Consider the following 21,164-nt stretch of genomic DNA (forward strand, 5'->3'; position numbering starts at 1 on the left):
ACCATGGCGGACGATCTGGCCGAGCTGGTGCGGCAGGCCCAGGACGAAGACCCGCTGCGCGCGCTGCAGGCCACCGCCGCGCTGCGCCGCGAGATCGAGCGGGTGGAGGCCGTCCAGGTGCGGCGGGCCCGGGTGGCCGGCCTGCCCTGGGCGCAGATCGCGCACGCGATCGGCGTCACCAAGCAGGCCGTGCACAAGAAGTACGGCAAACGCTAGGCCCACCGGCGGGCGAACCAGCCCAGCACGATGTTCCACGAGTAGCCGCGCCGGATCCGCCCGGCCACGTCGGGCGGCAGCGTGTCGAGGCCCCGGTGCTCCAGCGTCACCTCGGTGCCGCCGTCGACCTCGGTGAACGCGACCTCGATCTCCATCCGGCCGGTCGGGTTGATCAGGTCGGCCCAGACCAGGCGGTGCGGCGGATCCCAGGTGAGGATCCGGCCGGTGTCGACGTGGCCGCCGTCGGACCACAGCTCGCGCAGGTAGCCGTGCTGGAACCGGATGCCGACGGCCCGCTCCGGGTCGACCCAGCTGTGCCGGCCGCGCACGTACCAGGCGTCGATCTCGTCGGTGAAGACCCGGAAGGCGGTCGCGGGGTCCACCGGCACGGTGACGCCGGCCCTGACGGTGTTCACCGGCCGCGCTCCACGTGGTCCTTGAAGGAGCCGAGCTGCTCGGCCCAGAACGCCTGCACCTGGTCGAGCCAGGCCTGCAACGCGGTGAACGGCTCGGGCCGCAGGGTGTAGACGCGCAGCCGGGCGTCGTCGCCGCCGGCCTCGGCGCGTACCAGACCGCCCGCGCGCAGCACCCGCAGGTGCCTGCTCAGCGCGGGCGCGCTCATGCTGACCGCCTCCGCCAGCTCCCCGGCCGGCCGGGGACCGTCGCGCAGCAGGTCGATCACCTTGCGCCGGGTCGGGTCGGCGAGCGCGGCCAGCGTCGCGTCCAAGTCGTTAACGTGTTGGTTAATCGTTGCCTTCTCGGTTAGATTAGTGCTTAACGTTGTCGTTGAATATTATCGCGGAGGTTTCGCGTATGCCTACCGAGCTCGGCTACTACACCCTGTCGGTGAAGGACCTGGACCGGGCGGCGGCCTTCTACGGGCCGCTGTTCGGCTGGGAGTTCACGCGCGAGCACGAGACGTACCTGCACGTCACCAACAGCACCCTGCCCATGGGCCTGAACGCCGGCGGCCCGTCGTCCCAGCCGAACCTCTACTACAAGGTCGACGACCTCGACGCCGCCATCGCCCGGGTCCACGAGCTGGGCGGCACCACGGACGAGCCGTACGAGAGCAAGTCAGGCCGCGGCTGCGCCTGCACCGACGACCAGGGCACGGTCATCAGCCTCTGGCAGCCCGCGCCCGGCCTCTAGCCTCCTTCCAGGCCCCGGCCGCCCGGCCCGGCCGGGCGGCCGTACGGTGCGCCCGCGGCGAAAGGCCCCGTTCGCGGACAGAAACTGACCGCGAGATCTCCTACCGTTCGGGCGTCACCGACCGAAGGAGATCGCATGACCATCCTCGTCACCGGCGCCACCGGCAACGTGGGCCGCCCGCTCGTGGAGCGGCTGCTGGCCGCCGGCCACCGGGTGCGCGCGCTCACCCGCGACCCGGCGCGCGCGAACCTGCCGGAAGGCGCGCGGGCCGTCGCCGGCAACCTGGCCGACGCCGGATCCCTGGCCGCCGCCTTCGAAGGCGTCACCGCCGCCCATCTGATCACCTTCGACGGGGCCGACTACTCGCCCCTGGCGAACGGCCCCGCCATCGTGGCCGCCGCCGTCGAGGCCGGGGTGCGCAGGGTGACGGTGCTCCAGGGCGGGCTGTCCAGGAGCCCGCTGGAGGAGGCGGTCGCGGCGAGCGACCTGGAGTGGACCTTCGTGGGACCGGTGGAGTTCATGTCGAACGTCCTCGAGTGGGCCGGCTCCGTCAAGGAGGAGGGCGTGGTCCGCGACGGGTTCCCCGAGGCCAGGAGCGCCATGGTGCACGACGCGGACATCGCCGCCGTGGCCGCCGCCGCGCTCACCTCCGGCGGGCACGCCGGGCGGGAGTACGTGGTGACGGGCCCGGAGGTGTTCACCACGGCGGACAAGGTACGGGTGCTGGGCGAGGTCCTCGGCAGGGAGATCCGCTTCGTCGAGCTGAGCCGCGAGCAGATCACCGCCGAGTGGCGGCGGCAGGGCTACTCCGAGGAGGACGTCGCGTTCTTCCTCACCGTGCGCGCCGACACCCCGGAGGTGGGCCGCACGGTGCGGCCCACCGTCGAACAGGTCACCGGACGGCCGCCCCGCACCTTCCGCCAGTGGATCGAGGAGAACGCCGCCGCGTTCTCCTGACTACGGCTTGCGGCCCACGCCCGCGTAGTAGACGGCCTCCCGGTCGGCGTAGAGCGTCTCGGGCGTGGGGCGCCAGCGCGGCAGCGCCACCACGCCCGGCTCCAGCAGCTCCAGCCCGTCGAAGAAGCCGGTCAGCTGCTCGTGCGTGCGCAGCGTGATCGGTACGGCGCCGCTCTCGTTCCAGCTGCGCACCCCGTCCTCCAGCTGCTTGCCGACCAGGCCGTGGGAGATGGCCAGGTGGCTGCCCGGGGCCATGGGGGCCATCAGCCGCTGGATGATCTCCTTGGGCCGGTCGCTGTCGGGCAGGAACTCCACCACGCCCAGCAGCACCAGCCCGACCGGCTGCGAGAAGTCCAGGTACTCGGCCGCCGCGGCCACGATCTCGGCGGGCTCGCGCAGGTCGCTGTCGATGAACCAGGTGTCGCCCTGCCCCGGCCCGCGCAGCAGCGCCCGCGCGTGGGCCAGCACCACCGGGTCGTTGTCGACGTACACGACCTTGCAGTCGGGCGAGACCGACTGGGCGACCTGGTGGGTGTTGTCGGCCGTGGGGATCCCGGTGCCGATGTCGAGGAACTGGCGGACGCCCGCCTCCCCGGCCATGTAGCGCACCGCCCGGCCGAGGAACTCGCGGTTCGTCTTGGCCAGGATCGGCAGCTCGGGGACCGCCTGGAGGATCTGCTCGCTGACGACGCGGTCGACCTCGTAGTTGTCCTTGCCGCCCAGCCACAGGTCGTAGATCCGGGCCGGGCTCGGGATCTCGGTGTTCACACGGCTGAGCGGATCGTCGGTCATCGTCGTGCCTTCCGGGAAGGGGCTGTACGCGACTGAGCCTAACGCGAGGAAGATCCCAAGTCTCGATCTTGCCCCGAGAGCTCCCGTTCCGCAGGACTTCGTGCCCTCCCGGAGATGCGGGCGCCGGGACCTCAGGGGGCTGAGGTCCCGGCGCCGGTCGGTGGACGGCCGGTCAGTCGATGGTGATCAGCCCGTAGCCGCCGTCGTAACGGTGGTAGATCAGCCGGCCGCGGCCGGTGTCGGCGTCGGCGTAGAACTCGAACGCCCGCCCGCTGACCTCCAGCCGGTCCACCGCCTCGGCGGTGGTCAGCCGGGGCGCCGGGCCCGGATCGATCGCGAGCGGCACCGCCACCTCGCCGAGCGCTTCCAGCCACGGCTCCACCTGGGCCATCCGGTAGCCCTCCTCGGCCCGGTACAGGACGCTGTCCTGACCGCTGCCGGCCTCGGTGAACAGGTAGAAGCCGAAGTCGAGCTGCTCCATGTCGAAGGCGGCCTCGTCCGGAGTGGCCCGGTAGGCGGCCAGCGTCTTGCGGCGGACGATCTCCCGCTCGGCGTCCGCCGGGCGCGGCAGGACCGGCAGCGAGGACTCCCGCCGCTCCGGCGAGTAGCGTCCGCGCGTCTCCTCCCAGTGCCTGGCGGTGCGCCGCAACCGGGTACGCGCCCGGTCCTCCAGCAGGTCGAGTGCCTGGTACATGGACGGGCCGGCGGCCTGGGCGCGGATCAGGCGCCCGTTGACGTCGAGGTTGGCCTGCGCGGTGTACGGCCGCTTCGCGTCGGGAGCGTCCGGGGCGGTCAGCTTGACCCGCGCGAACAGCACGGGCTCGCCGGCCAGTCGGGTGAGCGCGGCGACGGCCTCCCTGGCGTGCTCGACGGCTCCCTGGCGGACCGGGCCACGTGTCTCGACCCGAACGTCGGCGGGGTCGATGGCGACCGGCGCGTTCCGGCGTCTCATGTCGTGCCTCCTTCTGCCGTTCCTTGCGGGCTCAGCCAATCGCGGAACGCCAGGACGCCGGTAGAGGAGAAAGACCATCGGAAAGGGACCTTCAGCCCTACGCGTCTCATCGGCCGTGACCTCGGCGGTTGCGTCTTTCCGACGCAGTGTTGGTATCTTGCCAACGGCGCGTCGGGAAGTCGGGGCGCTCGTCCGTCCCGTGAAATCCCTTCCTGTGAAGGAGTGCCATGTTCCTGGCCTGGCGCGAGCTGGTCTTCGCCCGCGCACGTTTCGGCCTGATGGGCGGAGTCGTCGCCCTCATAGCGATCCTCGTCGTCCTGCTGTCCGGTCTCTCCTCCGGGCTCGTCAACGACGGTGTCTCCGGGCTCCAGCGGTTGCCCGTCACCGCGTTCGCCTTCGCCGAGGGGACCAAGACCGACTCCGCCTTCTCCCGCAGCACCGTCAATGTGAACCAGGCCGAGACGTGGAAGGGCCGCGACGACGTCGGCGACGCCGTCCCGTTCGGCAACATGCTGGTCAACGCCAAGGTCACGACCGCCGCGGGCGCCCAGACGCCGATCGACCTGGCCCTGTTCGGCGTCGACCCCGGCTCGTTCCTCGCACCCGCCGTCTCCGACGGCGCCGGACTCGGCGACCCCGACGGGATCGTGGTCAGCCAGACCGTCCTGGACGACGGCGTGGCCATCGGCGACACCGTCGTCATCGACCGCCTGGGCACCCGGCTCAAGGTCATCGGCACCACCGGCGACCAGCGCACCTTCGGCCATGTCGACGTGGCGTACCTGCCGTTGCGCGCCTGGCAGCAGGTGCACGCGGGCGCCGGGCCGGGTGACGAGGCGCGCGAGGGAGCGTACGAGGAGGCCACGGCCATCGCCCTGCGCGCCCGGGACGGTAACGAGATCGACCTGTCCGGCGGCGACGCCGCGGCGGGCACCACGAGCATGACGCTGGAGGACTCCTTCGGCGCCTCCCCCGGCTACACCGCCGAGATCTCCACGCTCACGCTCATCCAGGTCTTCCTGTACGCCATCTCCGCGCTCGTCGTCGGGACGTTCTTCACCGTGTGGACGATCCAGCGCAAACACGAACTCGCCGTCGTACGGGCCATGGGCGCCTCGACCGGCTACCTCATGCGCGACACGATGATCCAGGCGACCGTCATCCTGACCGTGTCCACCGCCGTCGGCTTCCTGATGGGAGTGGGCGGCGGCGCGCTGCTCACCACCACCCCCATGCCGTTCGCCCTGGAGGCGGGCCCGCTCGTCGTCGCAGCCCTGCTGCTCGTCGGCCTCGGCCTCGCCGGCGCCGCGGCGGCCGTGGGCCGCATCGTCCGAGTCGACCCGCTCGCAGCCCTGGGAGGGCAGAGATGACCACCAGCCACACGTCCCCGCGCCCGGACTCCCGCCGGACCGGCGCCGAGGAACGCGGCGGCCTGCGGGTGGAGGGCGTCACCCTGGCCCTCGGCGACGGCGACGCCACCGTCACCGCGCTCGACGACGTCCACCTCCACGTGGCGTCCGGCGAGTTCGTCGCCGTCGTCGGGCCCTCCGGTTCCGGCAAGTCGAGCCTGCTCGCGGTCGCCGGCGCGCTCACCACGCCCGACACCGGCAGGGTCCTGCTCGACGGCGTCGACATCTCCCGGGCGAGCTCCCGGGAGAAGGCACGCCACCGCCGCGAACGGATCGGGTTCGTCTTTCAGTCCGGCAACCTCATCCCGGCCCTCACCGCGCTGGACCAGCTCCGCTTCGCGCTCGACGTGGCGGGCAGGCGCGCGGGTGACGGTCACGACCCGCGAGAGCTGCTCGACCGGGTCGGCATGGGCCACCGCGCTGGACACCGGCCCCATCAGCTGTCCGGCGGCGAGCGGCAGCGCGTGGGCATCGCCCGCGCACTCGTCACCCGCCCGGCGGTGTTGCTGGTGGACGAGCCGACCGCCGCACTCGACCGCGCCCGCAGCGACGACATCGTCACGTTGCTCGCGCACAAGACGCACGAATCCGCCGTCGCGACGATCATGGTCACCCACGATCACGATGTGCTCGGCCACTGCGACCGCGTCCTGTCGATGGTCGATGGGAGACTGTCGGAGTAGGCCGACCATGGTGGAGGAGGGCACGTGCCGCGCATCCGGGCGTCGACCGTCGCCGAGCATCGGGCCGCCCAGCACCGGGCGCTGCTCGACGCGGCCAGGGAGATCCTCGCGGAGACCGGCCGGCCTCCCACGCTGAGCCGGGTCGCGGCGCGCGCCGGGCTGGCCCGGCCCAGCCTCTACCAGTACTTCCGGTCGTCGGAGGACCTGCTCAACGCGGTGGTGGAGGACGTCTTCCCCCGCTGGTCGGCCCGGGTCGCCGCCGCGATGGACGCCGCCGCGACCCCGGCCGACCGCGTGCTCGCGTACGTGCTGACCAACTTCGAGCTCATCACCGAGGGCGAGCACGCGCTGGCCACCGTCCTCGCGGAGGTCGCACCGGGCGACACGGTCGCCGAACAGAGCCGCACCATGCACCAGCAGCTCCTGGAGCCGCTCGTGGAGACGCTGCACAGCCTCGGCGTCCCCGCGGTCCCCGAGACGGCGGAGATGATCAACGCCATCGTGTTCGCCGGGTCCCGGCTGATCGAGTCCGGCACCGACCTGCGGACCGTCTGGGAGTCGGCCAGGGCCCTGATGGAGCCGTTCCTGCGCGCGACCGGCACGGGCGCGGCCCCTCCCGAGGCGACGTGACCGCCGGCCGGCCGGGGGCGCCCGCCCCCGGCGTACGGGTCAGGCCGCGGGGGCCTGGTGGTAGACCGAGTGCCACACCTCGTTGCGGATGCGGGAGAACTCCGGTGACAGCCGCACCTCCTCGGTGCGCGGGTACGGCAGGTCCACGTCGATGATCCGGTGGATGCGGCCCGGCCGCGCCGCCATGACCACGACCCGGTTGGCCAGATAGACGGCCTCGTCCACGTCGTGCGTGATGAACATGACCGTGCGCCGCTCCCGGCTCCACGTGTCCAGCAGCTGATCCTGCAACTGCACGCGGGTGAGCGCGTCCAGCGCGCCGAACGGCTCGTCCATGAGCAGCACCTGCGGCCCGACCGCGTAGGCGCGGGCGATCGCGCAGCGCTGCTTCATCCCGCCCGACAGCGTCTTGGGCAGCGCGTCGGCGAAGTCCGTCAGCCCCACCAGGTCGATCGCGTGCTGGGCGCGGCGGTGCCGCTCCTCGGCGGAGATCGGCTGGAGCCTGAGCCCGAACTCGACGTTCTTGCGCACGGTCAGCCACGGGAACAGCGCGTACTGCTGGAAGATCACCCCGCGGTCCGGCCCCGGTCCGGTGACCGGCGCGCCGTCCAGCAGGATCCGGCCCGTCCCGGGTTCGACCAGCCCGGCCGCCATGCCCATCAGCGTGCTCTTGCCGCACCCCGACGGGCCCACGACGGTGACGAACTCACGGTCGGCGATGTCCAGGTCCACCCGGTCGAGAGCGAGGAACCGGCCGCCCTTGAGCTCGAACGTCTTCGACACGCCCTGGAAGGAGATCTTGGTGTTCATCGGCGTTCCTGCCATCCGGTGAATCGGCGCTCGGCCAGCAGCAGCAGCCGGTCCATGATCAGGCCGAGCACGCCGATGCTGATCAGACCCACGAAGATCGTGGGCAGGTCGTAGTAGAGCTGCGCCTGCTGCATCCGGTAGCCCAGCCCTTCCTGGGCGGCGATCAGCTCGGCCGCCACCAGCGTCCCCCAGGCCGCGCCCAGCCCGATCCGCATGCCGACGATGATGAACGGCGTCGAGGCCGGCACCACGACCTTCAGGAAGATGGTCCGGTCCGAGGCGCCCAGCACCCGGGCGGCGTTGATGAGCGTCTTGTCCACGTCGAGCACGCCCTGGAACGTCGAGACCACGCTCGACAGGAACGCCGCCAGGAAGATGACGAACACCTTCGGCGTCTCGCCGATGCCCATCAGCAGGATGGCCAGCGGGATGATCGCCAGGGGCGGGATCGTACGGAAGAACTGCACGTACGGCTCGATCAGGGCACGCGCGGTGGCGTACCAGCCCATCAGGAAGCCGACAGGGATGGCGAGCAGGGTGCCCAGCGCGAAGCCGGTGAACACGCGGCGCAGGCTGGCCAGCATGTCGTTGGTCAGGGTGCCGTCGGCGACCAGCTCGACGCCGCGAGCGGCCACCTCGACGGGGCCGGTCAGGCCCGTGATGCCGGACATCGACAGCGCCGTCCACGCGCCCAGGCCCGCCAGGACGGCGACCACGTTCAGGACGAGGGTGCGGCCCGGCCGCCGGAGCCGGCGGCCGGGGGAGGGCGGAGGGTCGGTCACGCTCACGGCGGTCATGTTCTGGGACTCTTCATGGCTCAGTGGAGATCCTCTTCGGTGGCGCAATAGCCCACATGGTCCTGAAATATTGGGCTTTTTTCGGACAAATCACGGTAGTGCGGGACGGAGGTGGGCGGGGATCGACGGCTCCTCGTGCAGCAGGAGCGCGATCGCGCCCATCGCCGAGGCGTTCACGCCGAGGTCGGCCTGGGTGACCTCGATCTGGCGGGGCGACCGGGGCAGCGCCTGACGGGAGATCGCGTCCCGGATGGGGTCGAGGACCAGGCTGCCCAGCGCGGCCAGCTCGCCGCCCACCACGACCAGGGCGGGGTCGAGCTGGGTGACCGTGCCCGCCAGCACCCGGCCCAGGTCGGCCGCCGCCGAGGCGACCACCTCGCACACCGCGGGCACCCGGTCCTGCGCGGCGGTGACCAGCTCGTCCAGGCCCGCCAGCGGCACCCCGCGCGCGGCGCAGGCGTCCAGCAGGCGCTGACCGCCGATGCGGCCCTCCAGGCAGCCCCGGCCGCCGCAGTGGCAGGGCGGGCCCCCGGGGTCGAGCGAGACGTGGCCCACCTCGCCGCCCGCGCCGTGCGCGCCGCGCAGAAGCCTGCCGCCGGCCAGGAACCCGCCGCCCACGCCGACGGACCAGCGCACGTACACCATGTCCCGGACCGGCCTGGCCACCCCCCAGGTCGCCTCGGCCAGCGCCGCCAGCCTGGCGTTGTTGTCCACCGCCACCCGCACGCCGAACTCCTCGGCGACCCGCAGGGCGAGCGGCAGGTAGCGCGCGGGCACCCCTTCCGGCAGCCCTGCACGCTCGCCGGAACCAGCGCGAGATCCCAAGGGTCCGGCCACGCCCGCCGGTCCGGCATTGCCGGACCGCGCGTGGGGTCCCGGAGGTCCGGCCGCGTCCGCGGATTCCGAGGGGCTGGACGGTGCGTGCGTGGGTTCCGGGAGGGCGGGTGTGGCCGGTGCCGGGGTGGCGGTGGGGAGGTGGTCGTCGAGCACCCCGACGAGGCCGAGGCCGACCGCCTCCAGCGCGCCCAGGCTGATCCCGCGCTCCGCGGCGACCTCGCGGACGAGCCGCACCGCCGCCTCCGCCTGCTCCGCCGGGGCGGCGTCCTCGCGCAGGGCGGCCGAGGCGGTGGCGACGACCTGGTGCGCGGCGTTGGCCACGGCCAGCCGTACCCGGCCCCGCCCCAGGTCGAGGCCCAGGAGCAGGCCGGCTGCCGGGTTGAGCGAGACCAGCGCGGCGGGTCTGCCCCGGCCGCGCGGCTCGGCAGGCACCGCCTCGGTCTCGATCACCGCATCCCTTTCCATCAGGTCGGAGATGATGGCGAACAAGGTCGTACGCGACAGGCCGGTGCGCTCGGTGAGCTGGGCGCGGCTCAGCGCGCCCGCCGAGCGCAGCGCGGACAGCACGGCGTCCTCGTGCACCCGCCGCAGCCGCTGCAGCGCGTCAGTGGGGGTCGACATGGCACCATGATGGTGGGCGACGGATTTCTGTCATCTTCTCGCGAAAAATCAGCCCGCGGCCGCCGACGCGTACAGGTCGGCGGTGAAGTACGTGGCGGGGTCGGGTGACTCGGTCAGCTTGCCCATGGTGACGAAGATGTCGGCCAGGCCCTTGTACCATCCGGCCACCGAGCCGTCCTCGGCCATCTTCCGCAGCTCCGCCGTCGGCACGATCTTCGTCACCGCCGAGGCGCCCTTGAACTGCTCCCCGGGCGCCTTCAGGAACGTGGCCGTCAGCGTCTCGGCCTCGGCCGTGTTGGCCGCCACCCAGTCGTTGCCCTCCTGCAGCACCTTGAGCACCTTGGTGACGGTCGCGGCGTCCTCGGCGACCAGCTCGTTGCGGGCCACGAAGGAGCTGGGGAAGCTGAGCGCGGGATAGTAGTCCTCGCTCTTGGTCAGCTCCACCAGGTCGGGCACGTTCTTCTTGATGGTGTCGATCAGCGGGTACCAGATGGCCGCCGCGTCGATCTGCTTGCCGCTGAAGGCGGTCACGACCGTGCTGGGGTCCATGTTGACCTTCTCGACGTCCTTGCCCGTCAGCCCGGCCTCCTTCAGCGCCAGTTCGAGGATCATGTCGCCGGAGGTGCCCTCGGGCACGCCGATCTTCTTGCCCTTGAGGCCGGCGATCGAGGAGATGCCGGAGCCCGGGTGGACGATCACGCGGTCGGCCATGCCCAGCATGTTCGGGGCGATGATCTTGGCCTTGCCGCTGGCGGGCAGCCAGGTGGCGCCGGAGCCGATGTAGCCGAAGTCGATGTCGCCCGAGCCGAGCGCCTGGATCTGCAGCGGGCCGTTGGTGAACACCTTCAGCTCCGGCTCCAGCCCGTGCTTGGCCCACAGGCCCTGCTTGTCGGCGGCGGCGAGCACCGCCGCGCCGGCGAAGTCGGCGATGTAGCCGAAGCGCACCTTCGCGGGCTCGGCGCCGCCCTCCTCGGAGGAGGAGCCGCACGCGGTGACGGGCAGCAGGATGGCCAGGGCCGCGAGGGCGGCGGCCAGTATGCGAGGACGCCTCATCGGGAGGTCCTTTCTGGGTTCACGGGTGGGGTGACGGGCGGCATCAGGCCACCTCGTCAGCGACGCCGTCCACGTCGGGGGCTCGGCCCTCGCCGATGTCGGCCATGTAGCTCATCCAGCTGTACGCGGGATCGCCGCGGCGCAGCAGCTCCTGGTAGAGCCGCGCGGTCATGTCACGCCGGACCGCCGCGTAGGCGGGCACGGCGTAGACGTTGCGCAGCTCGTGCGGGTCGCTGTCCAGGTCGTACAGCTCGTGCACGCCTTCGGGGTTGAACACCAGCTTGTGGCGGTGGTCCCGGATCATGCGCTGGGAGTAGGGGAAGTGGTGGCCGTGGAACTCGGTGACCACCGAGTCGCGGCCCTCGGGCGGCTCGCCGCCGATCAGCGGGAGCAGGCTCGCGCCGTCGCACGGATCCTGCGGCGGCAGCCCGGCGAGGTCGAGGATCGTGGGGTTGAGGTCGATCAGCGTGGCGAAGGCGTCCACGGTCCGCGCCGGGGCGCCCGGCACCCGGACGATGCCCGGGATGCGGTAGATGTCCTCGTACATGGCGGGGCCCTTGTCGTTGAGCCGGTGCGCGCCCGTGAACTCGCCGTGGTCGGCCGTGAAGATCACCGCCGTGTCGTCCCACAGACCCAGCTCGCGCAGGGCGGAGAGCAGGCGCCCCACCTGCGCGTCGATCAGCGACACGTAGCCCCAGTAGGCGGCGATCAGCCCGCGCCAGGCGTCGGCGTCGAAGTGGTCGGCCGACCAGTACTCGGAGTAGCGGCGCTGCACCTCGGGTTTGCCGTCGAAGGTCTCGGCCATGGACTCCGGCAGCGGCACCCGCGCAGGGTCGTACATGTCGTAGAACTCGTCCGGGATCAGGTACGGCAGGTGCGGCCCGTACCAGTGGCAGGACAGCACGAACGGCCTGTCGCCGCGGTGGAAGTCGCCGGCGTAGCGCTCCAGCAGCTCCAGCGTGCGGTCGGCGAGGAAGGTCTCCACCGTGGCCGCCGCTGGCTGCTTGAGGCGGCCGGCGATCAGGTGGCCGCGGCCGGTGCCGTTCTGGGCCGTGCCGAAGACGGGCCGCTCCACCGCGAACGGGGGATGGCCGTGCTCCTTCAGCCAGCTCTGGTAGGAGGGGTGGTGGAACGGGTTCAGCGCGCCCGGCAGGTGCTCGCCGTCCATGCCGTAGAACTCGGGGCCCCGTTCGCGGCCGATGTGCCACTTGCCGACGTGGCCCATGTTGTAGCCCGCGGCCAGCAGGGGCTCGGACATGACCGGCTGGCCGGCGGCGACCTCGTCGCGTCCGCCGCCGTTGCGCTCCGGGTTGACGAGCATGCCGTGCCGGAACGGGTGCAGGCCGGTGAAGAGCGAGGCCCGCGCCGGGGTGCAGATGGCGGTCGGCGTGTAGAACCGGTCGAAGCGCGTGCCCTCCGCCGCCAGGCCGTCCAGCGCGGGCGTGCGGACCTCCGGGTTGCCGTAGCAGCCGAGAGTGTCCACCCGATGCTGGTCGGTCATCAGGAACAGGACGTTGCGTGGACTGGTCACCCGTACTCCGATCGCTCATTTTTTCCTGGGCGTTTACGTTAAAGGTGACCAGCGCTGACCGCAAGAGGGGCGACCTGGGCGTTACCGCTACTTTATTTCCGCTCTCTTGACGTTAATCGGCAAGAGTGATCACACTGTGCGAACCACCGCGCATCGATAAGGAGTCCCATGCGCCGCTCCCTCGTGGCCCTAGCGACCGCCGCGCTCTTAACTCCCGCACTCACCATCCCCGCACCGGCCCAGGCCGCCGCCGGGCCCGTCAACCTCGCGCTCGCCGGCGCCGCCACCGCCTCCAGCGTCGAGCTGGACCGCGCCGACTTCGTGGCCGCGCACGTCAACGACGGCGACACCGCCACCCGCTGGTCCTCGAAGTACCAGGACGACAACTGGGTCCAGGTCCAGCTCGCCGCACCCGCCAAGGTCGACCACGTGACACTCCACTGGCCGAACGCCTGCGCGCGCGACTTCGTCCTGCAGACCTCGGCCGACGGTCAGACCTGGACCGACGTCGCCTCGCCGCGGCGCGACACCTGCCCGCGCACCGACGTGATCGACGTGCGCTCCGCCGAGCCGGTCTCGTACGTGCGCGTGCACGGGAAGCAGCGCTGGGCCGCGTACGGTTACTCGATCTCCGAGTTCGAGATCTGGGACGGTCCGCCCGCCGCCCCCGAGCCCACGCTCGGCCTGCTGCCCAAGCCGGTGTCGCTCACCGAGACCGGCGGCGCCCCGTACACGCTGCACCGCAACACCCGCGTCCTGGCACTCGGCGACGGCGCCCAGGCGCCCGCGAACCACCTGGCCCGCCTGCTGCGCCGGGCCACCGGCCACAAGCTGACGGTCGCCGCCGCCGGCCGCGGCCCGGCGCCCATCGTCATCGAGGTCGGCGCCGGCAAGGCGCCCGAGGGCCACGAGGCCGAGGGTTACACGCTGTCGGTGACCGCCGCCGAGGTGCGTATCCGTGCCGCCACCCCGAACGGCGCGCTCCACGGCGTCCAGACGCTCCGCCAGCTCTTCCCGCAGTGGGCCGAGTCGGGCGAGGTCGTCGGCGCCGAATGGACGGTGCCCGCCGTGGAGATCACCGACTACCCGCGCTTCGCGCACCGCGGCATGATGCTCGACGTCGCCCGCAGCTTCTACCCGGTGGACGAGGTCAAGACCTACATCGACGCCGCCGCCCAGTTCAAGGTCAACCGCCTGCACCTGCACCTGACCGACGACCAGGGCTGGCGCATCGCCCTCGACGACCCGGCGAGCAACCCGTCCGGCATCGACTACGGCGCCCTCACCGAGGTCGGCGGCGCCACCGCGATGACCGAGCGGGGCACCGAGCCCGGCATCACCGGCTTCTACACCAAGGCCGACTACGCCGAGATCGTCCGCTACGCCGGCGAGCACGGGATGACCGTCATCCCCGAGGTCGACCTGCCCGGCCACGTCAACTCGGCGCTGCACTCCATCCCGCAGCTCAACACCCCGGGCGCGCGGCCGGCACTCAAGCCGGGCGAGACCACCGTCCCGCACAACGGCACCGGCGCCGTCGGCTACTCCTCCCTGGACGCGCACAGCTCGGTCACGTACGAGTTCGCCGAGCACGTGCTCACCGAGATCGCCGCCATGACCCCGGGCCCCTACCTGCACATCGGCGGCGACGAGGCGTTCTCGACCAGCCACGCGGACTACGTCAAGATGGTCGACGCCTTCACCGGCAACGTGCGCGCCCTCGGCAAGACCGTCGTGGGCTGGAACGAGTACGCCGGCACCGCGCTGCCGCGGGACAACGCGGTGGTGCAGTTCTGGAACGGCAACCGGAACGCCGTGGCCGCCGCCGTGAACGACCGCGGCGCCCAGGTCGTGCTCTCCCCGGCCGCGCACGCGTACGTGCCGCAGAAGCAGGATTCGCGCCAGCCCGAGGGCGGCACCTGGGCGTGCGGCGGGCCGTGCGGCCTGGACCGCCACTACAACTGGGACCCCGGCACGTACATCCCCGGCATCCAGGAGAGCAGCGTGCTCGGCGTGGAGTCGGCGGTGTGGGGCGAGTTCATCCGCCGCGTCGAGCAGGCGCAGTACTACGCCTACCCGCGCCTGATCGCCACCGCCGAGGTCGGCTGGACACCCCAGGACCAGCGGGACTACGCCGACTTCAAGAACCGCCTGGCGAAGATGGGCGGCAGGCTGACCGTGCAGGGCACGAACTTCTTCCCGACCGCCGACGTGCCTTGGCGGCTGGAGATCCTCGGCGGATCGGTGAGCACCCGCACCGGCCGGCCCACCGGCGCCTCCTGGACCCTCACCGCGCCCGGCCACACCGCCGCCGGCCTGGAGGCGGCCGTCACCTGGAGCGACGGCGTCCAGGAGCCCGTGACCCCGGCCACCACCAGGGAGGGAAGCATCCCCGGCATGCGGATCAACGCCGCCTTCACCGTGACCTCGGCCAGGACCTTCAGCCGGCCCGGCACCTACACCGGCACGCTGACGGTCCGCACGCCGGGCGGCGCGCCCGTCACGGGGGACCTGACGGTCACCGTCACGGGGTGAGCTCACCCTTCAGGCACAGCAGGAGACCGCGCGTCAGGGTGGTGGACGTGAAGCCGGACCCGGCGAGCGCGGCCTGGACCTTGACCGCGATCTCCTGCGCCTTGGCGGCGCCCGGCGGCTCGTAGAACAGGTGGAGCGAGCCGCCGGGCGCGAGCGCGTGCTTGACCGCCGCCAGCTCGGCGGCGGGGGAGCGGGTCCAGAAGACGTTCACGTTGACGGCGAACACCTTGTCGTACGGGCCGCCGGGCAGCCCGCCGCCGTCGAGCTCGGCCTGCTCGATCACCGCGGCGCCCGCCTCGACGTGGCGGGCGTTGCGCTCGCGTGCGGCCTCGACCGCCGTCGCCGACCGGTCGATCGCGGTGACGGAGGCGGAGCGCTCGCAGAGCAGTCCGACGGCGACGCCGCGGCCGCAGCCGATCTCCAGAACCCGCTCGCCCGGCCGCGTCTCCAGGGTCTCGACGGCCCACAGCAGCCTCTCCGGCACCTTCATGACGGCGAAACTAGCACCGCGCCCGGTGTCCACCTGCCGGACATTACGTTTATGTCAGCTTTTGTCCTGGCAAGAGTCATACGCCAGCTTGAACCGCGAGACACAGGAGCCGACCGTGCACCATTTCGCGATCGCCACCGTCGCCGAAGAGAGCACCGACTTCCGCCGGGTCCTGTGGACCGGGGAGAAGGTCCAGGTCGTCACCATGACCATCCCGCCGGGCGGTGAGATCGGCGAGGAGGTGCACGAGGACACCGACCAGATCCTCACCTTCGTCTCCGGGACCGGAGAGGCCCGTGTCGGCGGTGAGGTCCGTCCGGTGAAGGCGGGCGACCTGGTCGCCGTCCCGGCGGGCACCCCGCACAACTTCGTCAACACCGGCGCCGCACCGCTCGTGCTCCACACGGCGTACGGGCCGCCCGAGCACGCCGACGGCACCGTGCACAAGACCAAGGAGGAGGCCGACCTGGCCGAGGCCGGCGAGGGCTCGCGCTAGAAGGACAGGCCGGTCGGGAAGCGGCAGTCGCCGGAACGGCAGTCGGCGAGGCTCCGGGCGGCGAGGTCGCGGGCCCGGGCCAGCTCGGCGATCCTGGCGTCGATGCGCTCCACCACCGCTTCCAGCCGCCACCGCTCGCTCGCGCAGGTCGCGCCGCCCGCGTCGTGGGAGCGCAGGGCGCCGGCCACCTCGTCCAGCGTGAAACCCAGCTCCTGCAGGGCCTTGGCGGCGCGGATCCTGGACACCGCCGACGCGTCGAACACCCGGTAGCCCGACGGTCTGCGCCCCGCCGCCGGCAGCACGCCGCGGCGCTCGTAGAAGCGGACCGTGTCCACGCTGACCCCGGCCTCGCGGGCCACCTCGCCGATCTTCACACCGCTCTCCTCTTGACTCTGGACCTAGGTCCAGACTCTACGCTCCGGAAGTGACGGAAGGAGAGCACATCATGGACACCCCACCGATCGTCTGCGACATGACCACCGCCCGCGACACCCCCGAGGAACGGCTGGCCGAGTACCGGCGGCTGTTCGGCGAGGCGCTCACCGGACGCGAGCGGACCGCCGGGGGCATCCGGTTCCGGTTCCGCGCCGGTGACGGGGTCGAGGAGTGGGTACGGGATCTCGCCGCGCGGGAGAAGGCGTGCTGCGCGTTCTTCGCCTTCGAGGTCACGGCGCCGGGTGACGAGGTGATCTGGGACGCCGCCGCACCCGATGACGCGGGGCCGATCCTGGAGGAGTTCTACCTGCTGCCGGAGACGGCGGTGGGCCCGGCCGAGCTGCTGCGGCGCATGGAGGAGCGTGGGCTCAGGATCCACCAGGGCTGAGACGACTGTGACGCCTCCCTCGCGGGAGGCGTCACAGAGCGGGTCAGGCCGGACGGCCCAGGCTGCGGAGCTGGTCGGGGGTCAGGGCCGAGACGTTGTGGTCGATGGGCTTGTCGGAGTACTGGTGGATGGTCCACGACTTCCAGTCCGCCGGCGGGGTGATCTCGCCCTTGGGCTTGCTGTAGTGGGCCACCCAGAGCGGGTACTCCGACAGTCCCGCGCCGTAGGTGTCGGCGAAGTGCCAGCCGCTGTAGAACAGCGGCGTGACGCCGGTCTTGGCCTTGACGTGCGACAGCCAGGCCTTGGCCCAGGCGTTCACCTCGGAGACGGACCTGCCGTTGGTCGTCTCCAGGTCCAGCACCAGCAGGTCGCCGGGCTTGGCGGGCTGGGAGTTCACCACCGAGAGGAAGTGCTCGGCCTCGGCGATCGGGTTGTTGCGCGGGTGCGCGTAGTGGTAAGCGCCGCGCACGATGCCCTTCTTGTCCAGCTCCTGCCAGTGCCGGGCGAAGGTCTTGTCGGTGAAGCCGGTGCCCTCGGTGGCCTTGATGATGCCGAACTCGGCCGGGCTGGCCTCCCAGTCGTGGTCGGGCTGGTAGTTCGACACGTCCTGCCCGTACGTGAGCTGGGCCGCCTGCTGTTGGGCGATGGCCGGGTTCGGCTCGACGGGGGCGGCGGCGCCGCCGGTGGCGGCGATGGCGGTGCCGGTCACGCTGGCGACGGCGGTGGTCCCCGCCAGCAGCGCGCCGGCGAAGGCGTACTTGAGACGGTTGCTGGGACGGTACTTCAGCGCAGCGGCAAGCTGAGGCTTGGGCATGAGGAAATGACTCCTTGCTTCCATGCCGCCTACCGGGTTAGCTGACGGGTTCGGAGTTGGAAGTCCCCTACGGACGCTGGCGTCCGATTCACCCCAGGAAGTGGGTCCCCGGCTCCGCGAGACGCGGATTCGGCGGCCGTGCGCTGCCCTGGCGTGAGGGGGACACCGTCAGGACAGCGCACGGTCCGGTCAATCGATGCGGCAACAGAGTTGGGGTATCACCGCGAATACGCAAAAGGTATATATGCAGACAAAAATATTGCAAGTATGACATATCCGGTTTGGCGGTTCGGGCCCGGGGTACAGCCCCCGAAACCCCTTGTACGTAAGGGAATCCGGCCTCCGGGTAAAATCTCCCGGCGGTGCCGTCACGGCGCCGCGAAAGTGCCCTGCCTGCGCACCGTGTGCCAGCGCAGCCGCACCCCGAGCAGCGCGGTCGCCACCGACTGGAACACCACCAGATACATCAGCTGCCGGTACACCAGCTGCTGCAGCGGCAGCACCCACAGCGCCGACACCCGCTCCCGGTCCAGCCGCAGCGCGTACCAGCCCGCCGCGGCCTGCACCACCACGAACCCGGCCCACACCGCCACCGCCGGCAACGGGTCGCCGACCGCCGTGTGGTAGACGGCCATCAGGTCCACCACCGGCGCCAGCAGCGGCAGCAGCACGTGGAACAGCGCCAGGTAACCCAGGCAGCGGCGGCCGAACGGACCCGGCTCGGCCAGCGCGCGGCGGTGCTTCCACATCGCCTGCATCGTGCCGTAGCACCAGCGGTAGCGCTGCCGCCACAGCTGCCCCAGGGTCGCGGGCGCCTCCGTCCACGCCAGCGCCCGCTCCTCGTACACCACCCGCCAGCCCGCCCGGCACAGCGCCATCGTCAGGTCGGTGTCCTCGGCCAGCGTGTCGGTGCTCACCCCGCCGAGCCCGACCAGCGCGCCGCGCCGGAACGCGCCGATCGCCCCCGGCACCGTCGGCATGCAGTCGAGCAGCTCGAACGCGCGCCGGTCCAGGTTGAAGCCGATCACGTACTCGACGTGCTGCCAGCGGCCGATGAGCCCGCGCCGGTTGCCGACCTTGGTGTTGCCGCTCACCGCGCCCACGCGGGGGTCGGCGAGCCGGCGCACGAGATGCCCGATCGTGTCCGGCTCGAACACCGTGTCACCGTCGACCATGACGAGGAACTCGTGGCGCGCGTGCCGGATGCCGGTGTTCAGCGCGGCGGCCTTGCCGGCGTTGTCCTGCCTGATCACCCGTACTCCCGGCAGCCGCGGCCCGGCGGCGGCCTCGGCGGTGCGGTCGGTGGAACCGTCGTCCACCACCAGCACCTCCACCGGCCCGGGGTACGCGGTCGCGACGAGCGAGCGCACGGTCGCGGCGATCCCCGCCTCTTCGTTGTACGCGGGCACGATCACGCTCACCCCCGGCGGGCGTTCCCAGGTCAGGGCCGGTCCCGGACCCCGGGAGCGCCGGGCGTGCACCCGGGCCAGCACCACCAGGAGCAGCAGCCGGGCCAGCGTCAGCACGCCGGTGGCGAAAAGCACCCACCACAGCGCGTCCGTGAACGCGTTCGCCGCGCGCTGCGCCAGGCCGAGCGCGGCGCCGGCGATCCGCTCCGGCTGCGCGGCCGGCCGGTGCGCCGACGGCATGCCGAGCGCGGAGGTCAGCGTCTCGGCGCGGTAGCCGGCCCGGTCCAGCCGGTCGAGCAGGCGGCCGACGGCCTCGACCGTCTGGGCGCGGTCGCCGCCGGAGTCGTGCATCATCACCACCGCCCCGCGCCCGCCCCGCGGGAACGCGGCCCTGGCGATACCGGCCGCGCCCGGCCTGCTCCAGTCCTCGGTGTCGAGGTCGGCCAGCGCGATCAGGTAGCCCTCGCGGCCGAGCATCGCCAGGGTGTCCCACTGCTCGCCGGTGATGGCGTCAGGGGTCGAGGAGTACGGGGGGCGGGCCAGCATCGTGTGCAGCCCCGTCGCCCCGGCCAGCGCCTTCTGGGTGAGGTTCAGCTCCAGCTCGGCCCGCCAGGCGGGGACGGCGGACAGGTCGGGATGGGTGTAGGTGTGGTTGCCGATCTCGTGTCCCTCGGCGACGATCCGGCGGGTCAGCTCCGGATGGGCGGCGATCTTCGAGCCGACCGTGAAGAACGTCGCCTTCGCCCCGTGCTTCTTCAGCGCGTCCAGCACGAGCGGCGTCCACTCCGGGTCGGGCCCGTCGTCGAACGTCAGCGCCACCGTGCGGGCCTTCGGGCGGGCGCCGGCCGGCTTCTCCCCGGTCAGGTCGAGCACCGGGCCGCTGCGGCGCACCGGCTCCAGCCACGACGCCGGGTCCCCGCCGCCTCGCTGGGGCCCGGTCTCGCCGACCACGTTCTTGACGAACCCGTCGAGCGTCAGCGCGCACCCCGCCAGCGCCACCCCGGCCAGCAACATCAGCCAGTGCCCCGAAGGCTCCACACCCCGCCCGGCCACCCGCCTCCTGCCCCGCCGCCGCCCACCCCGACGGACGTCACGCCCGTACGCCGGACCGGGCACCCGATCCGCCGCCTGCCCGATCGTCCCGCCGAGACCCGGGTCATGTGCCTGCCCCCATCCGGGCGCGGGAGCGCTGTCCGGTTGTGGGACGGGGCGTCTGCGGCGGGGGGTCATGAGGGGGTTCCGGGGGTGGTGGGGTTCCGGGTCTGGGAGGGCTCGCCGGTGGGGTCCGGGGAGGGGGTCGCGGCGGGTTCCGGTTGCTGGGTGGGGGTGGTCTCGCCGGGGGGTGCGGTGTCGCGGGCCGTCTCGGGTTCCACGGCCGCGCCCGTGTCCGGGGGCTCGGACGTACGGGACGGCCGCGCGGACGGTGAGGTGGGGCGGGCGGACGGGCTCTTGGCTCGCGTACGGGAGGGCGCGGCGGTGGTGCGCCGGCCGGAGGCGCGCGTGGGCGCTGACCGGGTCGGCGCCCGCCGGGACCTGGACCGGGAAAGGGACGGCTCAGGCTCGGCCTGCTCGCTGCCGGGACCGGCGTCTTCGGAGGGCGTGCCGCCGGGCGGCGGGCTCGCGTGCCGGCTCGGCCAGCCGCCGGCCGGCAGCGGAGTGTCCGCGAGCACCGCGCCCACGAGCGTCACCGTCGCCGCCAGAGTGAGCGTGCTGACCAGGACCGCGCCCATCGTGAACCACCTCCTCCGCCGGCCGCTGTGGTCGACGAAGACCGCGCCGCTGGGCGGCGAGGGTTGCTCTCGGGCGGGGGTGAGGGGCGACATGGCCTGCTTCTGGGAAACCGGGGGGTGGGGACAGCTGATCATGTATAGACGATCATGCTGACGTCAAGTTGATGCTCGAACACAAGTTCGTAAAAATCAATCTATGTATAACCAGAAGAAATAGTTGACCGACGCCGTCGTGGGCGACCGCGTGCGCGGCCTGTACGCCGACCCTGGCAAGATCCACCAGGTCGAGGGCGAGCACTTCGCGGTCCGCGGCCCGCTCAACGCGCCGCGCCCGCCCCAGGGCCACCCGCTGCTGGTGCAGGCCGGCTCGTCGGAGGACGGCAAGGAGTTCGCCGCCCGGCCACGCCGAGGCCGTCTTCACCGCGCA

The 21,164-nt window shown here is 72.1% G+C and carries 24 protein-coding genes and 1 riboswitch; of the genes, 9 read left to right on the top strand and 15 right to left on the bottom strand.

The genetic code is table 11. From position 1 onward, the window contains the following. The first annotated feature begins 3 nt into the window (after window positions 1–3). Window positions 4–216, top strand: coding sequence for a hypothetical protein (locus ACZ6YG_RS14595; protein WP_148031467.1), 213 nt, complete (start codon window positions 4–6; stop codon window positions 214–216). Here the strand turns inward: ACZ6YG_RS14595 and ACZ6YG_RS14600 are convergent. Further along, a complete protein-coding gene (locus ACZ6YG_RS14600; protein ID WP_271277729.1) occupies window positions 213–632 on the bottom strand; it encodes an SRPBCC domain-containing protein in 420 nt (139 codons plus the stop codon). The genes ACZ6YG_RS14595 and ACZ6YG_RS14600 overlap by 4 nt on opposite strands. Next, window positions 629–943, bottom strand: a complete 315-nt coding sequence (locus ACZ6YG_RS14605; protein WP_246640116.1) for an ArsR/SmtB family transcription factor — start codon at window positions 941–943, stop codon at window positions 629–631. The genes ACZ6YG_RS14600 and ACZ6YG_RS14605 overlap by 4 nt, the downstream gene beginning before the upstream one ends. 86 nt (window positions 944–1,029) lie before the next feature. On the opposite strand from ACZ6YG_RS14605, the gene ACZ6YG_RS14610 reads away from it, so the two are divergent. Both ACZ6YG_RS14610 and ACZ6YG_RS14615 read left to right on the top strand, forming a co-directional pair. Continuing rightward, window positions 1,030–1,368: a VOC family protein gene (locus ACZ6YG_RS14610; protein ID WP_148031470.1), complete on the top strand. Its 339-nt coding sequence runs from the start codon at window positions 1,030–1,032 to the stop codon at window positions 1,366–1,368. Window positions 1,369–1,503: 135 nt separating this feature from the next. Continuing rightward, window positions 1,504–2,325 carry an NmrA family NAD(P)-binding protein gene (locus tag ACZ6YG_RS14615; protein WP_466018240.1) on the top strand — a complete coding sequence of 274 codons (822 nt, stop codon included), beginning with the start codon at window positions 1,504–1,506 and terminating at the stop codon, window positions 2,323–2,325. On the opposite strand, the gene ACZ6YG_RS14620 is transcribed toward ACZ6YG_RS14615, so the two are convergent. Continuing rightward, window positions 2,326–3,117, bottom strand: coding sequence for an SAM-dependent methyltransferase (locus ACZ6YG_RS14620; protein ID WP_219545693.1), 792 nt, complete (start codon window positions 3,115–3,117; stop codon window positions 2,326–2,328). It lies immediately after the preceding gene. A gap of 172 nt (window positions 3,118–3,289) precedes the next feature. Continuing rightward, window positions 3,290–4,069, bottom strand: coding sequence for a sigma 54 modulation/S30EA ribosomal C-terminal domain-containing protein (locus tag ACZ6YG_RS14625; protein WP_466018241.1), 780 nt, complete (start codon window positions 4,067–4,069; stop codon window positions 3,290–3,292). A gap of 227 nt (window positions 4,070–4,296) precedes the next feature. Here ACZ6YG_RS14625 and ACZ6YG_RS14630 point away from each other — a divergent pair, with 227 nt between their 5' ends. From ACZ6YG_RS14630 to ACZ6YG_RS14640, 3 genes are read left to right on the top strand one after another with little or no spacing between them, the layout of a single operon-like run. Beyond that, window positions 4,297–5,439 (top strand): ABC transporter permease, encoded by a 1,143-nt coding sequence (locus ACZ6YG_RS14630; RefSeq protein ID WP_364230768.1) that lies wholly within the window; start codon window positions 4,297–4,299, stop codon window positions 5,437–5,439. Beyond that, complete coding sequence (locus ACZ6YG_RS14635) at window positions 5,436–6,161, top strand: ABC transporter ATP-binding protein (RefSeq protein ID WP_466018242.1); 726 nt, start codon at window positions 5,436–5,438, stop codon at window positions 6,159–6,161. The genes ACZ6YG_RS14630 and ACZ6YG_RS14635 overlap by 4 nt, the downstream gene beginning before the upstream one ends. Window positions 6,162–6,185: 24 nt before the next feature. Continuing rightward, window positions 6,186–6,791 (top strand): TetR/AcrR family transcriptional regulator, encoded by a 606-nt coding sequence (locus ACZ6YG_RS14640; RefSeq protein WP_466018243.1) that lies wholly within the window; start codon window positions 6,186–6,188, stop codon window positions 6,789–6,791. Window positions 6,792–6,830: 39 nt separating this feature from the next. Here the strand turns inward: ACZ6YG_RS14640 and ACZ6YG_RS14645 are convergent, their stop codons facing one another. The 5 genes from ACZ6YG_RS14645 to ACZ6YG_RS14665 form a co-directional block, all read right to left on the bottom strand. Continuing rightward, window positions 6,831–7,601 (bottom strand): ABC transporter ATP-binding protein, encoded by a 771-nt coding sequence (locus ACZ6YG_RS14645; RefSeq protein WP_148031476.1) that lies wholly within the window; start codon window positions 7,599–7,601, stop codon window positions 6,831–6,833. Next, window positions 7,598–8,398 carry an ABC transporter permease gene (locus ACZ6YG_RS14650; protein WP_148031477.1) on the bottom strand — a complete coding sequence of 267 codons (801 nt, stop codon included), beginning with the start codon at window positions 8,396–8,398 and terminating at the stop codon, window positions 7,598–7,600. Before ACZ6YG_RS14650 ends, ACZ6YG_RS14645 begins: the two co-directional genes overlap by 4 nt. A gap of 90 nt (window positions 8,399–8,488) precedes the next feature. Beyond that, window positions 8,489–9,856, bottom strand: coding sequence for an ROK family protein (locus ACZ6YG_RS14655; RefSeq protein WP_466018244.1), 1,368 nt, complete (start codon window positions 9,854–9,856; stop codon window positions 8,489–8,491). Window positions 9,857–9,904: 48 nt separating this feature from the next. Next, window positions 9,905–10,909: an aliphatic sulfonate ABC transporter substrate-binding protein gene (locus ACZ6YG_RS14660; RefSeq protein WP_148031478.1), complete on the bottom strand. Its 1,005-nt coding sequence runs from the start codon at window positions 10,907–10,909 to the stop codon at window positions 9,905–9,907. Between the two features lie 43 nt (window positions 10,910–10,952). Then, window positions 10,953–12,440, bottom strand: a complete 1,488-nt coding sequence (locus ACZ6YG_RS14665; protein WP_261808527.1) for a sulfatase family protein — start codon at window positions 12,438–12,440, stop codon at window positions 10,953–10,955. Between the two features lie 168 nt (window positions 12,441–12,608). Between ACZ6YG_RS14665 and ACZ6YG_RS14670 the strand changes: the two genes are divergently transcribed. After that, window positions 12,609–14,975 carry a family 20 glycosylhydrolase gene (locus ACZ6YG_RS14670; protein ID WP_466018245.1) on the top strand — a complete coding sequence of 789 codons (2,367 nt, stop codon included), beginning with the start codon at window positions 12,609–12,611 and terminating at the stop codon, window positions 14,973–14,975. On the opposite strand, the gene ACZ6YG_RS14675 is transcribed toward ACZ6YG_RS14670, so the two are convergent. Continuing rightward, window positions 14,965–15,465 carry a class I SAM-dependent methyltransferase gene (locus ACZ6YG_RS14675; RefSeq protein WP_466018246.1) on the bottom strand — a complete coding sequence of 167 codons (501 nt, stop codon included), beginning with the start codon at window positions 15,463–15,465 and terminating at the stop codon, window positions 14,965–14,967. The genes ACZ6YG_RS14670 and ACZ6YG_RS14675 overlap by 11 nt on opposite strands. A gap of 115 nt (window positions 15,466–15,580) precedes the next feature. On the opposite strand from ACZ6YG_RS14675, the gene ACZ6YG_RS14680 reads away from it, so the two are divergent. Continuing rightward, a complete protein-coding gene (locus ACZ6YG_RS14680) occupies window positions 15,581–15,961 on the top strand; it encodes a cupin domain-containing protein (RefSeq protein WP_466018247.1) in 381 nt (126 codons plus the stop codon). On the opposite strand, the gene ACZ6YG_RS14685 is transcribed toward ACZ6YG_RS14680, so the two are convergent. After that, window positions 15,958–16,335 (bottom strand): MerR family transcriptional regulator, encoded by a 378-nt coding sequence (locus ACZ6YG_RS14685; RefSeq protein WP_148031482.1) that lies wholly within the window; start codon window positions 16,333–16,335, stop codon window positions 15,958–15,960. The two genes, ACZ6YG_RS14680 and ACZ6YG_RS14685, sit on opposite strands and share 4 nt — an antisense overlap. A gap of 71 nt (window positions 16,336–16,406) precedes the next feature. On the opposite strand from ACZ6YG_RS14685, the gene ACZ6YG_RS14690 reads away from it, so the two are divergent. Next, complete coding sequence (locus ACZ6YG_RS14690; protein ID WP_148031483.1) at window positions 16,407–16,784, top strand: hypothetical protein; 378 nt, start codon at window positions 16,407–16,409, stop codon at window positions 16,782–16,784. Window positions 16,785–16,827: 43 nt separating this feature from the next. On the opposite strand, the gene ACZ6YG_RS14695 is transcribed toward ACZ6YG_RS14690, so the two are convergent. From ACZ6YG_RS14695 to ACZ6YG_RS14710, 4 genes are all read right to left on the bottom strand, one after another. After that, on the bottom strand, window positions 16,828–17,598 hold the full coding sequence (locus tag ACZ6YG_RS14695) for a glycoside hydrolase family 25 protein (RefSeq protein ID WP_466018248.1): 771 nt from the start codon (window positions 17,596–17,598) through the stop codon (window positions 16,828–16,830). Window positions 17,599–17,609: 11 nt separating this feature from the next. Beyond that, window positions 17,610–17,743, bottom strand: a riboswitch (cyclic di-AMP (ydaO/yuaA leader). A gap of 223 nt (window positions 17,744–17,966) precedes the next feature. Continuing rightward, window positions 17,967–20,060 carry a bifunctional polysaccharide deacetylase/glycosyltransferase family 2 protein gene (locus ACZ6YG_RS14700; RefSeq protein ID WP_466018249.1) on the bottom strand — a complete coding sequence of 698 codons (2,094 nt, stop codon included), beginning with the start codon at window positions 20,058–20,060 and terminating at the stop codon, window positions 17,967–17,969. A gap of 173 nt (window positions 20,061–20,233) precedes the next feature. Further along, window positions 20,234–20,830 (bottom strand): hypothetical protein, encoded by a 597-nt coding sequence (locus tag ACZ6YG_RS14705; RefSeq protein ID WP_397199005.1) that lies wholly within the window; start codon window positions 20,828–20,830, stop codon window positions 20,234–20,236. A 52-nt stretch (window positions 20,831–20,882) separates the two neighbouring features. Continuing rightward, window positions 20,883–21,158 (bottom strand): hypothetical protein, encoded by a 276-nt coding sequence (locus ACZ6YG_RS14710; protein WP_466018250.1) that lies wholly within the window; start codon window positions 21,156–21,158, stop codon window positions 20,883–20,885. Between the last annotated feature and the right edge of the window lie 6 nt (window positions 21,159–21,164).

The organism is Nonomuraea sp. NPDC054003 (assembly GCF_055585125.1).